Source organism: Nonomuraea sp. NPDC005692 (assembly GCF_040631115.1).
GTDB lineage: Bacteria > Actinomycetota > Actinomycetes > Streptosporangiales > Streptosporangiaceae > Nonomuraea.
Genome location: NZ_JBEXYU010000005.1, coordinates 284,148 through 296,706, shown reverse-complemented (window position 1 = coordinate 296,706; position 12,559 = coordinate 284,148). Strand labels below are relative to the sequence as shown.

14 protein-coding genes are annotated in these 12,559 nt (G+C 72.0%); 2 read left to right on the top strand and 12 right to left on the bottom strand.

Annotated elements, in window-relative coordinates; all coding sequences use genetic code 11:
• Positions 1-21: 21 nt before the first annotated feature.
• Together ABZ459_RS14440 and ABZ459_RS14435 are read right to left on the bottom strand one after the other, a co-directional pair.
• Entirely contained in the window at positions 22-879 is an 858-nt protein-coding gene (locus ABZ459_RS14440; protein WP_357970314.1) for a serine hydrolase, read from the bottom strand.
• Complete coding sequence (locus ABZ459_RS14435) at positions 876-1,805, bottom strand: LysR substrate-binding domain-containing protein (protein WP_357970312.1); 930 nt, start codon at positions 1,803-1,805, stop codon at positions 876-878. Before ABZ459_RS14435 ends, ABZ459_RS14440 begins: the two co-directional genes overlap by 4 nt.
• Before the next feature lie 86 nt (positions 1,806-1,891).
• Between ABZ459_RS14435 and ABZ459_RS14430 the strand changes: the two genes are divergently transcribed.
• Positions 1,892-3,499, top strand: coding sequence for a penicillin-binding transpeptidase domain-containing protein (locus tag ABZ459_RS14430; RefSeq protein WP_357970310.1), 1,608 nt, complete (start codon positions 1,892-1,894; stop codon positions 3,497-3,499).
• A gap of 71 nt (positions 3,500-3,570) precedes the next feature.
• Here ABZ459_RS14430 and ABZ459_RS14425 read toward each other — a convergent pair whose 3' ends face one another.
• The 10 genes from ABZ459_RS14425 to ABZ459_RS14380 all read right to left on the bottom strand — a co-directional run bounded on the left by ABZ459_RS14425 (position 3,571) and on the right by ABZ459_RS14380 (position 11,592).
• The gene (locus ABZ459_RS14425) at positions 3,571-4,278 is read right to left on the bottom strand and encodes a haloacid dehalogenase-like hydrolase (protein ID WP_357970307.1); all 708 of its coding nucleotides are present in this window, start codon (positions 4,276-4,278) and stop codon (positions 3,571-3,573) included.
• Positions 4,279-4,372: 94 nt separating this feature from the next.
• Positions 4,373-4,999, bottom strand: coding sequence for an HAD hydrolase-like protein (locus ABZ459_RS14420; protein WP_352321686.1), 627 nt, complete (start codon positions 4,997-4,999; stop codon positions 4,373-4,375).
• Between the two features lie 34 nt (positions 5,000-5,033).
• Positions 5,034-5,543 carry a hypothetical protein gene (locus ABZ459_RS14415; protein WP_357970305.1) on the bottom strand — a complete coding sequence of 170 codons (510 nt, stop codon included), beginning with the start codon at positions 5,541-5,543 and terminating at the stop codon, positions 5,034-5,036.
• A gap of 31 nt (positions 5,544-5,574) precedes the next feature.
• On the bottom strand, positions 5,575-6,222 hold the full coding sequence (locus tag ABZ459_RS14410; protein ID WP_357970302.1) for an HAD family phosphatase: 648 nt from the start codon (positions 6,220-6,222) through the stop codon (positions 5,575-5,577).
• A gap of 124 nt (positions 6,223-6,346) precedes the next feature.
• The gene (locus ABZ459_RS14405; protein ID WP_357970299.1) at positions 6,347-7,648 is read right to left on the bottom strand and encodes a glycoside hydrolase family 3 protein; all 1,302 of its coding nucleotides are present in this window, start codon (positions 7,646-7,648) and stop codon (positions 6,347-6,349) included.
• 59 nt (positions 7,649-7,707) lie between these two features.
• Positions 7,708-9,372: a phosphoenolpyruvate--protein phosphotransferase gene (ptsP, locus tag ABZ459_RS14400; RefSeq protein ID WP_357970297.1), complete on the bottom strand. Its 1,665-nt coding sequence runs from the start codon at positions 9,370-9,372 to the stop codon at positions 7,708-7,710.
• Positions 9,369-9,632 carry an HPr family phosphocarrier protein gene (locus ABZ459_RS14395; RefSeq protein WP_357970294.1) on the bottom strand — a complete coding sequence of 88 codons (264 nt, stop codon included), beginning with the start codon at positions 9,630-9,632 and terminating at the stop codon, positions 9,369-9,371. The genes ptsP and ABZ459_RS14395 overlap by 4 nt, the downstream gene beginning before the upstream one ends.
• A 180-nt stretch (positions 9,633-9,812) precedes the next feature.
• Positions 9,813-10,259, bottom strand: a complete 447-nt coding sequence (locus ABZ459_RS14390) for a PTS glucose transporter subunit IIA (RefSeq protein ID WP_357970292.1) — start codon at positions 10,257-10,259, stop codon at positions 9,813-9,815.
• A 10-nt stretch (positions 10,260-10,269) separates the two neighbouring features.
• Positions 10,270-10,506, bottom strand: coding sequence for a PTS glucose/sucrose transporter subunit IIB (locus ABZ459_RS14385; RefSeq protein WP_352349299.1), 237 nt, complete (start codon positions 10,504-10,506; stop codon positions 10,270-10,272).
• Positions 10,507-10,557: 51 nt separating this feature from the next.
• Positions 10,558-11,592, bottom strand: a complete 1,035-nt coding sequence (locus tag ABZ459_RS14380) for an SIS domain-containing protein (protein ID WP_357970290.1) — start codon at positions 11,590-11,592, stop codon at positions 10,558-10,560.
• 177 nt (positions 11,593-11,769) lie between these two features.
• On the opposite strand from ABZ459_RS14380, the gene ABZ459_RS14375 reads away from it, so the two are divergent.
• On the top strand, positions 11,770-12,510 hold the full coding sequence (locus ABZ459_RS14375) for a GntR family transcriptional regulator (RefSeq protein WP_357703032.1): 741 nt from the start codon (positions 11,770-11,772) through the stop codon (positions 12,508-12,510).
• Positions 12,511-12,559: the final 49 nt, after the last annotated feature.

Genomic DNA, 12,559 nt, shown 5'->3' with positions numbered 1-12,559 from the left:
CCTGACCTCCCCCATAACTTGCTACCTCCGTAGGTGGTCCACCGCCATACGGGCGGCGGTGCCGATCACCGCGTCGGCGCGCGGCTGGATGACCGCCGTGCTGAACGAACGGGTGAACACCGCCACCGCGTACCGGCCGCCGTCGGGGTACTCGACCACGCCGACCTCGGTGCGCAGCGTCGGCAGCGACCCGGTCTTGCCGCCGACCTCGACGTCGTCGTACGGAAAACCCGAGGCCAGCCGGTGTGGCCACACCTGCATGTTGAGCACGCCGCGCATCCAGGAGCACGACTGCGGCGAGGCGGCCTCGTCCCGCCAGATCATGGAGAGCAGGCGGGTCATCTCGCGCGGGGTGCTGCGGTTCGTGTGCGCCGGGTCGAGCGCCCGCATGCGGGAGATGTCGTCGGGATCCAGGTACGGCCACCCGTGGCCGGTGTCCAGCTCCATGGTCTCGTACAGGTCGCGGCCGCTCTGCAGCAGCCGGGTGCCGCCGAGGCCGAAGGCGTCCAGCATGGCGTTGACCGCGTCCATGCCCACCCGGTCGAGCAGCACGTCGGCGGAGGTGTTGTCGCTCACCGCCATCATCAGGTACGCCAGGTCGCGCAGCGACATAGTCACGTCGTCGAGCATGGCCGACAGGCCCGTCGGCCCCGAGACCCGCTGGCCGGACGTCACGGTCGTCGGGGCCGTCGCGTCCAGCCGCCCGGCGTCGGCCTGCCGGCAGAACTCGACCAGCAGCGGCAGCTTGTACACCGACGCCAGGGGCATCGGCTCGTCGGCGCCGTGGCCGGACTCCCGCCCGGAGTCGATGTCGCAGGCGTGCAGCCAGCCCGTCACCCCGGCCATCCGGAACAGCGCCGCGTAGTCGGGATCGCTCATGCCAGCATCCCCGGCCTCCGGCTGATCCGCCGCGCGGGCGCGGCGCCCTCGTCGGTCATCCCGGCGCTCTCCTTCAACGTGCGTACGGCGACGTCCGAGAACTCGGCGACCCAGTCCTTCTTCGGGCCTGTCGCGGCGTGCCAGGCCGTGGAGACCCGGTACGCGATCGGCGAGCCTAGCAGCGGCCGCCAGGCCAGCCCAGGGACGTCCGCCTTGGGCCCGAACGCCACCGCCTGGCCCGCGAGCACCAGGCCGAGCCCGGCGCCCTGGTGCACCTGGCCGGGCACGTACCCGTGCCGGCGGCACTCGGCCAGCGTCTCGGCGTGCCAGCCCGGCTCGCCCTCCTTGGGCGGCATCAGCAGCTCACGCCCGGCCAGGTCGGTCAGGTGCACCTCGCCGGCCTCGGCCAGCGGGTCGTCCCCGGCCAGCAGCACGCCCAGGGGCTGCACGAGCACCTGGCCGAAGTCCAGGCCGGGGGCGGCGACCGGATGGCGGACGAGCCCGACGTCGATCGTGCCCTCGGCCAGGGCGGACACCTGGTCGGCCGTCCAGATCTCGACGGGGACGAGCCGTACGTCCGGATTGACCGCGCGGAAGCCGGCGACCAGGGCGGCGATCACGGAGGCGGCCAGGTCGGGCGGTACCCCGATCTTGAGCACGCCGCCGTCGCCGCGGCGGGCCAGCTCGCGCAGCCGCTCGACCCTGGAGACGATCTCGCGGGACTCGCCGAGCAGCAGCCGTCCGGCCTCGGTCAGGCGTACCTGCCGGGCGGAGCGGTCGAACAACTGCACGCCGAGCTCCTCCTCCAGACGTTTGATGCGCTGGCTGAGCGGCGGCTGCGCCATGCCGAGGCGGATCGCGGCGTTCCCGAAGTGCAGTTCCTCCGCCACGACGACGAAGTAGCGGAGATGCCGGACCAAGTCCATGACCAGCCACTATATCCAGATTTATATCTTTACAGTCCTCATATCAATATTGGACGACACTCCTCCGCCTCTGGTGTCCTCGGGCCATGGCATCACAAACGGGGACACTGTACGGGCGCGCCCGGCCGGAGGGACCACGTCGCGGACGGCGGCGCAGGTGGCCGCTGGTCCTGACCGTCCTTGTCGTGCTGATCGTGGCGGCGGGGGCCACGATCTGGCTGTTGCGCACGAAGGGCTCACCCGAGCAGACGACCGACGAATACCTCTCGGCCTGGTCCGCCCAGGATTATGCGAAGATGCGCGGGCTCGTCGCCGACCCGCCCACCGACTTCGAGGCCTGGCACCGGCGTTTCCGCGCCGACCTCAAGGTCGAGCACGCCACCTTCTCCCGCTCCCGGTCGACCGGCCCCTTCGCCGACAACGGCCCGGACGACGACGGCTACCTGGGCTTCAACGTCAGCCTGACCGGCCCCCGGGACTGGAAGTACAGCAGCCGGCTCAAGCTGGTCGAGCGGGACGGCGCGTGGAAGGTCGCCTGGACCCCGGCCGCCATCCACCCCAAGCTCAAGAAGGACCTCTCGCTGCGCCTGGTCGCCCTGAAGCGCGAGTCCACCAGCGTCCTGGCCGCCGACGGCACCGAGATCAGCGGCGCGGACGCCCCCGGATCGGTGCAGCAACTGGTCGAGGGCATCAAGCAGACCTACCCCGACCGTTTCAACCTGGGCGGCGACTCGATCATCGGCCTCTACAAGGGCGACGAACTGGTCGAGACGCTGGCCAAGCCGGGCGGCACCAAGCCGTTCAACACCACGATCGACCTGAAGGTGCACGCGGCGGGGGCCGCGGCGCTGGAAGGCGTCACCAAGCCGGCCTCGCTGGTGGCGCTGCGCGCCTCGACCGCCGAGATCCTGGCCGTGGTCAACAAGCCCGGCGGCTTCAACCGGGCGCTGCTCGGCAAGTACCCGCCCGGCTCGACGTTCAAGGTCGTGACGGCCTCGGCGCTGGTCGCGGACGGGGTCGAGCCCGGCAGGACGGTCACCTGCCCGGCCGAGAAGAACATCGGCGGCTTCCCCTTCCACAACGCCGGCTTCAAGGACTACGGCACGCTCTCCTTCCAGGACGCCTTCGCGCACTCGTGCAACACGACGTTCGGCGAGATGAGCGTGGCCGAGCTGAACGGCGGCAGGCTGGCCGAGGTGGCCAGGAGCTTCGGCTTCGGCACCCCGATCAAGCCGGGCGTGCCCGCCGTGCGGGCCGAGTTCCCCGACCCCAAGGACGACACCGACCTCGCCTCGGCCTCCATCGGCCAGGGCCGGGTGCTGGCCAGCCCGCTCAACATGGCCTCCGTCGCCGCCGCCATCGCCTCGGGCGCCTGGATCCCGCCGCGGATCGTGTCCAGGGAGCTGGTCCCCGACGACCGCCCGCGCCCGCTGGAGCGGGGCGTGGTGTCGGCGCTGCGCAAGCTCATGCCCGCCGTCGTCACGGACGGCACCGCCAAGGGCGCGCACTTCCCGGCGGGCACCGCGGGCAAGACCGGAACGGCCGAGTACGGCTCGGGCAAGGAGCCGCCCGCGCACTCGTGGTTCATCGGCTACAAGGGGGACGTGGCGTTCGCGGTGATCGTGGAGGGCGGCGGCGCCGGCTCGGCCGTGGCGGCCCCCGTCGCCGCCCGCTTCCTCGCCGCCCTGCCCTGACGCCCTGCCCGGACCACCTGCCCTGACGCGCCGCACGAAGGCGCGCGTCAGCCGGGCGGGACCGAGGGGGGTCAGCCGGCCTTGCGGTCCAGCGGGGAGGTCAGGCCGGCCACCGCGGCCACCACCTCCGAGGCGTCCGACAGGTCGGGCAGCACCAGGTCGGCGCCCGCCTCGCGCAGTTCGGCGGCCGTCGACCGCCCGGATGCGACCCCGATCATGGCGGCCCCGCCGATCCTGGCGGCCTGCACGTCGCGCGTGGAGTCGCCGATCACCACCGTGTTGGCCGCCGTGAACGGCGTGCCCAGCCGCTGCTTGGCCCTTCCCTGCGCGACCTGCAACAGCGTCGCCTTGGGGTAGACCTCCTCGCCGTAGCCGCCGAGCTCGAAGTCGACGTACCTGTCCAGCCCGAACGCCTTGAGCTTGTGCACGGCGTTGCCCTTGATCGTGCCGGTCAGCACCGACTGCACGACGCCGTCGAGCCGGGCCACCGACTTCAGCGCGTCCTTGGCCCCCGGCATCATCCGGCCCTCCTTGGCCAGCCGGCCGCGCCGGTCGGCGAAGGCGAGGGCGAGGGCGGCAAGGAACCTGGGCAGGTGGTCGTCCTGCGCCGGGATGCCGTTGACGGCCAGCGTCTCGAAGACGATCTCGGAGTCGGGACGGCCGAGCGGCGGCACGAGCTTGACCAGCGGCCGGCCGGTCACGGCGCGGAACGCCTCGGCGTAGGCGTCCCGGGTCACGATGGCGACGTCGACCAGGGTGAGGTCGACGTTCCAGAGCACAAGGCGGTTGATGGCGGCCTCCTGAGGGGTTCCCGGCAAGGGTACGGCTCCGGCCCGGCCGGAGGCTGCCCTCCGGCGGATCCGGTATGTCCCCTCAGGCGTACTGGAGCGCCTGGGCGAGCGTGTCCACCACGGGCAGGCCGGTGCCCTCCAGCTCGGCCCGCGTGGTCATGCCGCCGGTGTAGAGCACCGCCCGCGCCCCCACGTGCCGCGCGGCGAGCCCGTCGTCGACGCTGTCGCCGATCACCAGGATCTCGCCGGGGTCGAGGTCGAGGGCCTGGATGTGCGCCGTCATGTGCACGGCCTTCTCGCCGCCCGTGGTGCCGACCAGCCCGTCGATCCGGGTGAAGTGCCGGGTGATGCCGAACGACTCGACGATCGGCACCAGATGGGCGTGGGGGGCCATCGAGCACAGCGACTGGGTGCCGGCCCAGCCGCCGAGCACCACCTCGGCGTCGGGGGCCAGCCCGCAGGCGGCGCTGAGCCTGAAGTAGTGCTCGTGGAACCCGTCGTCCAGCAGCTCCCACTCCCCCTCGGCCAGCGGCCTGCCGAGCAGCCGCTCGTAGGCGACCCAGATGGGACGGGTGTAGACCGCACGGAACCCGTCGGCGGTCAGCTCAGGCAGCGCGTACGGCTTGAACAGGGCGTTGGTGGCACCGACGACGGCCTCGACGTCGTGGAAGAGCGTCCCGTTCCAATCCCAGATGATGTGTTTTGTCATGTCCCGGCAAGCTTATTCGACAGGTGTGACGATCCTATGAACCCAGCAGGTCCGGGATCTCCTGGGTGGCGTACCACATGAGCTCGTGGGCCTCGGCGCCGTCGACCGTGAAGCGGGCGTCGTCGTCGCCGTCGTCGGCGGCGGGCAGCGCCTCGACGGCGGCCTCGATGTCGCCGACGGCGTCGTGGTCGTCGACGTGCACCGCGGCCACCTTCGCCATCGGGACCACCGCGGCCAGCCGCACGCGGGCCCGCTCCTCCAGGTCGACGCCGGCCGAGACCGAGCCGTCGGGCACCTCGGCGGCGACCACCACCCGCCGGTGCGCGGCGGCCACGCCGTCGGCGCGGTCGGCGGCCAGCATGCGCAGCGAGGCGCGGGCCGCCTCGGTCAGCGCGACGTACTCCAGTTCCTCGGTGTCGCCCGAGGCGTACCACTCGGTCAGCGCGGGGGTCACCGCGTAACCGGTCAGGGGGGCCGGACCCAGCTCCCCCGCCTCGACCGCGCGGGCGAGGGCGGGGAGGGTGCACGGCAGATAGACGCGCATCACGAACCTTTCCGAAATCGCAAGGGCACCATCATGCCCGTCGCAGCGTGAGCCGGAGTACGGTCTCCAACTCTGTGAGGGTCGTGTCGGCGTCGCGGTGGTGGATGCCGGTGATGCCGAGTGCGCGGGCGGCCAGGATGTTGGCCTCGATGTCGTCGATGAACACGCACTGCTCGCCGGGCAGTCCGACCTGGTCGAGGGCGTGGCGGAAGATGCGTTCCTCGGGCTTGCGCATGCCGACCTCGCCGGAGATCACGACCGCGTCGAAGAGGCCGTCCCATTCGTGGCGGGGGTAGGTGTTCGACCAGGAGTTAGACAACAAACACGTCTTAACACCATTTTTCCGTACGTCGCGGAGCATGTCGTACATGGCGTCAACCCGTTCGAAGCCCGCGAACATGCGCTCCAGCAGCCCCTCGGCCACCGGCGGCACGCCGTCCACGGTGAGCAGCCGCGCGGCCAGGTCGCGCTCGAAGGCCGGGCCGTCGAGCTCGCCGCGTTCGAGCGCGTGCACGACGTTCTGCCCCTCGCCGCCCCGGTAGGCGTGGTCGACCAGCTCGCGCATCACCGAGCGGTAGTGCTCGGCGTCGATCCGGTCGGCCGCGAGCCACCGGGCGATGGAGTCGGTCAGGCTGGTCGTGAGCACGCCACCCCAGTCGATGAGCACCCCTGCGACCACGACCGCCTCCTCGCTCGAATCCGGTTCTAGGATAGAACCCCACGGAATCGGCTTTTGCCCGGCCCAGCTCTTTATTTACGGATAAATCCCCTTGAACGGCCGACGCGATTCGGCCATGGCCGTCCTAACCCGCGGCCCGCACCTTGGCGGCCAGCCTGCGGTGCTCGGGCGAGCGCAGCACGCCGGCCGCCTCCTGCGCCGACGCGACGGGCGCCGCGGCCAGCAGGCCCCTCTTCTGCTTGAGCCTGAGCAGCCGGACGACCGACTGGTCGAGGCGGTCCTCGGAGATGCGCCCCGACTTCACCGCCGCCAGCACCGCCTGGTACGCCTTGCCCAGGTCGTACGGCATGAGCAGCAGGTCGGCCCCGGCCAGCACCGCGCGCACCGCCACCTCGCCGTCGCCGTACTTCTTGCGCACGCCCTCCATGTTGAGCGCGTCGGTGGAGATCACGCCCTTGAAGCCGAGCTTCTGCCGCAGCAGGCCGGTCAGGATGGGCTTGGACAACGTCGCCGGGTCGCCCGAGGGGTCGAGCTTGGGGAAGACGATGTGGGCGCTCATCACGGCGTCGACCCCGGCGCCGACGGCGGCCCTGAACGGCGGCGCGTCGATCCTCTCCCACTGGGCCATGGTGTGCTTGATCACCGGCAGGCCGGTGTGGCTGTCGACGGAGGTGTCGCCGTGGCCGGGGAAGTGTTTGGCCGTGGCCGCCACCTTGGCGTCGCCGAAGCCCTTGACCGCCGCCGCGACCATCTTCGCCACCGCGGACGGGTCGTTGCCGTAGGCCCGCCGGCCGATGACCGGGTTCCGCGGGTTGACGTTGACGTCGGCGACGGGCGCGAAGTCGAGGTTGACCCCGAGCGCCCGCAGCTCCTCGCCGGTCGCCCTGGCCACGGCCCTGGACATCGCCGGGTCCTTCGTGGCGCCGATCTCGGCCGCGCCCGGGAAGTCGGTCATCAGCGCGGACATGCGGGAGACCAGGCCGTTCTCCTGGTCGGTGCCGACCAGCAGCGGGACCTTCTTGGACGCCTCCTGCAGGCCGTTGGTGAGCTGGACGACCTGGGCCGTGGACCTGACGTTCGCCGGGAAGAGGATCACGCCGCCCAGGTGGTAGCGGGCGATCACCTTGGCCGGGGTCTGGGCGCCGTAGCGGGCCTGGTTCTCGCCGGAGACGGTGTCGGCGGCGGTGCCGTACAGGACGGGCATGAAGAGCTGGCCGACCTTCTCCTCCAGCGTCATCCGCCGCAGGGCCCGCAGCACCGGGTCGGACGCGGCCTGGGGCGGGCTCTGTGGTGTCGTGCTGCCCGCGGGGGTGGCGGGGGTGGCCCCGTCGCCTGCCGGGGCCGCGCTCGCCGGGGCGCCACCGCCGCCACCGCACGCGGTCAGCGCCAACACCAGGAGCCCTGCGGGGCCGATCCGTCTGAACATGCCTTCCAAGGTATCCATGCCGCGGCCCGTACGAGCCCGGCGACCCGAAAACGGCCCGTTCACACCCCCAGCGCCGCGAGCCCCGGCAGGTGGGTGCGCGCGACCGCGCGCGCGTTCGCCGCCGTGACCTGGGCCCGCGCGTTGCGCGCGGCCAGCCGGCACTGCTCCAGCGTGTGCGCGGCCAGCGCCGCCCGTACGGCCCCCAGCGCCCCCGCCCCCATCGACAGCGTGGTCGCCCCCAGCCCGACCAGCACGCACGCCAGAGCCGGGTCGGCGGCCGCCTCACCGCAGATGCCCACCGGCTTGCCGTGGCCGCAGGACATGGCGATCAGGTCGAGCAGCGCCGGCTGCCACGGGTCCTGGAACCCGCTCACCGTGCCGAGCTGGCGGTCGGCGGCGAAGGCGTACTGGGCCAGGTCGTTGGTGCCGAGCGAGACGAAGTCCACCACCCCGGCCAGCTGCCCGGCCCGCAGCGCCGCCGACGGGATCTCGATCATGACGCCCACCTTGGACAACCCGCGCGCCCGGCAGGCGTCGGCGAACCACCTGGCCTCCTCGGCCGTGGCCACCATGGGCGCCATCACCAGCAGCTCGGCCGGCGCGTCCTCGGCCGCCGCCGCCAGCGCGCGCAACTGCGCGTCCATCACCTCGGGGAAGCGCCTGAACAGGCGCAGCCCGCGCTCTCCCAGCGCCGGGTTCGGCTCGGCGGGGGCGGGCAGGAACCGCAGCGGCTTGTCGGCGCCCGCGTCGAGCGTGCGCACGACCACGGTGGCGCCGGGCACGGCCTCCAGCGCCGCCCGGTAGGCCCGCTGCTGCTCCTCGACGGCCGGGGCCTCGGCCCTGTCGAGGAAGAGGAACTCGGTCCGGTAGAGCCCGACGCCCTCCGCCCCGGCGGCCAGCGCCTCCTCCAGCTCGGCGGGGCCGGCGACGTTGGCCAGCAGCGGCACCGCGTGCCCGTCAGCGGTCCGGCCCGGCCCCTTGGCCGCGCCGATCGCCGCCTGCTTCGCCGCCGCCGCGTCCCGCGCCCCGGCCACGTGGTCGTCGGACGGCTCCAGGCTCACCTCGCCCGTCGTGCCGTCCACCAGGACCGGGACGCCGGCGGGGATGCCGGTCGCCCCTGGGCAGGCGACCACGGCGGGCACGCCCATCGCCCGTGCCATGATCGCGGTGTGGCTCGTGGGCCCGCCCTGCTCGGTGACGAACCCGGCCACGTCCCGCCTGGACAGCAGCGCCGTGTCGGCGGGCGCCAGATCGGCCGCGACCAGCACGTACGGCACCTCGGGAGCGACCGGCAGACCCGGCATCGGGTGCCCGGTCAGCAGGGCGATCACCCGGTCCCTGATGTCGTCGAGGTCGGCGGCCCGCTCGCCCAGGTAGCCGCCGGCCCCGGTGAGCACGTCCCGGTACTTCGTGAACGCCTCGAAGACCGCCCGGGGAGCGGCCAGGCCCCGGTCGATGAGGGTCCTGACCTTCACCACCAGACCGGGGTCCTCGGCCATCAGCGCCTGGGCCTTGAGGATCTCCTCGGCCTCGCCGCCCGCCTGGTTGCCGCGGGCCTCAAGCTCGCCCGCGACCTGTGAGAGCGCGGCCGAGGCCCGCTCCTTCTCCTGTTCCGCCTCACCGGTGTAGGTGCTGCCCTCGGGGGGTTCGGGCACAGAGGCGGTCAGAACGTACGCGGGGCCGTGCCCGATTCCCGGGCTGACCCCAACCCCCCGCAGGTTCATGGCGCTCCGGCGATCGTGGCCAGTTCGTCCAGGATCTCCTCGGAGCCGTCGCCCTCCGCCCGGATCACGACGGTCTCGCCCTGCCGGACGTCGAGCGCCATGATGGCGAGGATGCTCTTGCCGTTGACCGGGGCCCCGCCGCCGCTGGCCTTGGCGACGCTGATGTCCATCGGGGCCAGCTGGGCCCGTTTCACGAACGTCGCCGCGGGACGGGCGTGCAGACCCACCTCCGCCGCGACCGTGACCTTGCGCTCACCCATGAGCCTCTCCTTCTGTACCCGGTCCAGACCAGCTGGACCCTTGCGTGAATGGCGGCCGGCCGCTCGGGGTCGGGCCGGGCGCCGGCATGGCTGGGGGCACGCCTATTGTGACGTCTTCTGCCGGTACGACCGTGCCGATGAGCCGCCGTACGCCGATCTGGGGGACCGCGCCGACGGTGTCTACATCCATGTGAACAGCTCGTCCCCCACGTGCACCGCCCCCTGGACGATGCCGGTCACCGACTCCGAGAGGGCGTCCAGGGCCACGACGGGGCAGACCGGGGACCGTCCGCCGGCCTCGACGACGGACGGGTCCCACGCCACGACGGGCTGCCCCGCGCTGACCCGGTCGCCCTCGGCCGCCAGCAGCTGGAACCCCTTCCCCTTCAGCTGGACCGTGTCGATGCCCAGGTGCACCAGCACGCCCCTGCCGTCGTCCCCCACGATGACGTAGGCATGCGGATGCAGTTTCATAATTTTTCCCGCTATGGGGGCTACGGCCTTGCCGGGCCCCCGCAGCGGGTCGATCGCCGTTCCCGGTCCCACCATGCCCGCGGAGAAGACCGGATCGGGCACGGCGGCCAACCCCACAGCCGCCCCCTCGACCGGGGCGAGAACAGTCGTCATGGTCTCGCCCTTAGCCGATGATGTCCTCGATGTCGCTGGCGATCGTGTCCGCCTCGGGCCCCACGACGACCTGGACCACGTTGCCCGCGGCCATCACGCCGTGCGCCCCGGCCGCCTTGAGGGCGGCCTGGTCGACCTTGGACGCGTCGTGCACTTCGGTGCGCAACCGGGTGATGCAGGGCTCGATCTCGATGATGTTGTCGGCACCGCCGAGACCGGCGATGATCGCATTCACATCCGCCGCCATCCGGTCCTCCCTCGTTCCAACTCCGTGACCAGGCTAAACGAGGTGCCCCGCTCAGTCCGTCTGCGTGACCTTGTTGAGGCCGCGCGGCGAGTCGGGGTCGATGCCGAGACGGCGGGCCAGCGCTTCGGTGAGGAGCTGGCCGGGGATGATCAGGCCCATCGGCGCCACCCATTCGGGCAGGTCGGGGCCGTTCAGCGCGGCCGTGCCGGCCTGCGCGAGCGCGTCGCCGCCGCCGATCGTGTACGCCGCCGCGCCCGCCGCCACGACCCGCTCGGCCAGGGCCACCGTGCCGGACAGCGTGGGGCTGTTCTCGGCGGCCACCAGCAGCGCCGGGGTGTCGGCGTCGACCACGGCGATCGGGCCGTGCAGCAGGTCGGCGTAGGACAGGCCCATGGCGTGCAGGTAGCAGGCCTCCTTGAGCTTGAGCGCGGTCTCCAGGGCCGTGGAGAAGGCGAGCCCGCGTCCGGAGACGACCACGCCCGGCTTGTCCAGCAGCCCCTCGACGACCGCGTCCAGGTCGCCCGGCTCGGCGATCAGCTTCTCGACCGCGTCGGGCACCCGCCGCAGGTCCTCGGCGTTCACGTCGGCGCCCAGGCCCAGCGCCAGCACGGCCAGCGCGGCGAGCTGCGTGGTGTAGGTCTTGGTCGCCGGGACGGCCTTCTCCTCGCCGGCCAGCGTGCACAGCGCGACATCGGCCGCCTGGGCCAGCGGGCTGTCCTCGCCGCCGTTGGTGATGCCGACCGTCTTCGCGCCGCAGTCCTTGGCCCAGGCCAGGGTCTCGACGATCTCCTCCGTACGGCCCGACTGGGAGATCGCGACGGCCAGCACGCCGTCGAGGTCGAGCTTGCGCCGGTAGGTCGTCGCGATGGACGGCGCGGCCAGCGCGCCCATCCGGCCCGCGTGGGACTCGACCAGGTAGCGGCCGTAGACTGCGGCGTTGTCGGAGGTTCCACGCGCGATGAACAGCAGCTGGCGAGTCTGCTCGCCCACCGCCTTCACCTCGCCCACCCTGGGGAGCAGGGCGTCGAGCGTGGCCCGCAGCGCTTCCGGCTGCTCGGCGATCTCACTGCGCATCTTGGTGGTCATCCTGAGCTCATCCCTCGATTCATACGGTGTCGGACTTGACCGTCTTTCGCGACATGTGGTCTAGTCCGGACTAGACCAGTACGAACCATAGCCCATGGCCACCAAACAAGAAATCTGCCCATAGACTGCCGCACCACCAGATCCAGATTTCTTCTTTGCCGATCGAGGGGAGGATCCGTGGCGCACATCGATCCGGATAGCCCGGTGCCCAAGTACTTCCAGCTTCGCGAGATCCTGCTGGACCTCATTGACAGCAACGAGCTCAGCATCGGCGCGGCCATCCCGTCCGAGCGGGAGCTCTGCCAGCGGTTCGGTCTGTCCAGGATGACCGTACGGCAGGCCGTCGACCACCTGGTCTCCGAGGGCCGCCTGCACCGCGTGCCGGGCAAGGGCACGTTCGTGGCCAGGCCCAAGATCGAGCTGGCGCTGCAGCTCACGTCCTTCACCGACGACATGAGGGCGCGCGGGATGATCCCGGGTTCGCGCGACCTCGACCGCCGCATCGTGCGGGCCAGCGCTCACCTGGCCAAGGAGCTGGGGATCCAGCCGGGTGAGGAAGTGCACTTCATCGAACGCCTGCGCACGGCCGACGGCGAGCCGCTGTCCATCGAACGGGCACACATCCCGGTCAAGCTCGCTCCCGACCTGGCCGATTACGACCTGTCGGACAAATCGCTGTACGAGCTGCTGGAGAGCCGCTACGGGCTGGTCATGGACGCCGGCGAGCTCACCATCGACGGCGGCATCGCCGACCCGAGCGACGCCGACCTGCTGAAGCTGCCGCGCGGCGGCGCCGTGCTGCTGCTCCAGCGCAGGTCCTTCTCCGGCGGCGTCTGCGCGGAGCTCGGCGTGTCCACCTACCGCGCTGACCGCTATCAGCTGCGGACCATCCTCGAAATGCCCGTTAGACGGGGCTAAGGCCACTCCGCCGGGCCCGGACGGCCTGCCCGGCGGACGCCTGACTCCC

Excerpts from the sequence above, each read along its gene's own strand:
- ABZ459_RS14380 (WP_357970290.1), bottom strand. The coding sequence starts at position 11,592 with ATGACCACCAAGATGCGCAGTGAGATCGCCGAGCAGCCGGAAGCGCTG.
- ABZ459_RS14435 (WP_357970312.1), bottom strand. The coding sequence starts at position 1,805 with ATGGACTTGGTCCGGCATCTCCGCTACTTCGTCGTCGTGGCGGAGGAA.
- ABZ459_RS14430 (WP_357970310.1), top strand. The coding sequence starts at position 1,892 with ATGGCATCACAAACGGGGACACTGTACGGGCGCGCCCGGCCGGAGGGA.
- ABZ459_RS14420 (WP_352321686.1), bottom strand. The coding sequence starts at position 4,999 with ATGACAAAACACATCATCTGGGATTGGAACGGGACGCTCTTCCACGAC.
- ABZ459_RS14440 (WP_357970314.1), bottom strand. The coding sequence starts at position 879 with ATGAGCGATCCCGACTACGCGGCGCTGTTCCGGATGGCCGGGGTGACG.
- ABZ459_RS14405 (WP_357970299.1), bottom strand. The coding sequence starts at position 7,648 with ATGTTCAGACGGATCGGCCCCGCAGGGCTCCTGGTGTTGGCGCTGACC.
- ABZ459_RS14395 (WP_357970294.1), bottom strand. The coding sequence starts at position 9,632 with ATGGGTGAGCGCAAGGTCACGGTCGCGGCGGAGGTGGGTCTGCACGCC.
- ABZ459_RS14415 (WP_357970305.1), bottom strand. The coding sequence starts at position 5,543 with ATGCGCGTCTATCTGCCGTGCACCCTCCCCGCCCTCGCCCGCGCGGTC.
- ABZ459_RS14385 (WP_352349299.1), bottom strand. The coding sequence starts at position 10,506 with ATGGCGGCGGATGTGAATGCGATCATCGCCGGTCTCGGCGGTGCCGAC.
- ptsP (WP_357970297.1), bottom strand. The coding sequence starts at position 9,372 with ATGAACCTGCGGGGGGTTGGGGTCAGCCCGGGAATCGGGCACGGCCCC.
- ABZ459_RS14390 (WP_357970292.1), bottom strand. The coding sequence starts at position 10,259 with ATGACGACTGTTCTCGCCCCGGTCGAGGGGGCGGCTGTGGGGTTGGCC.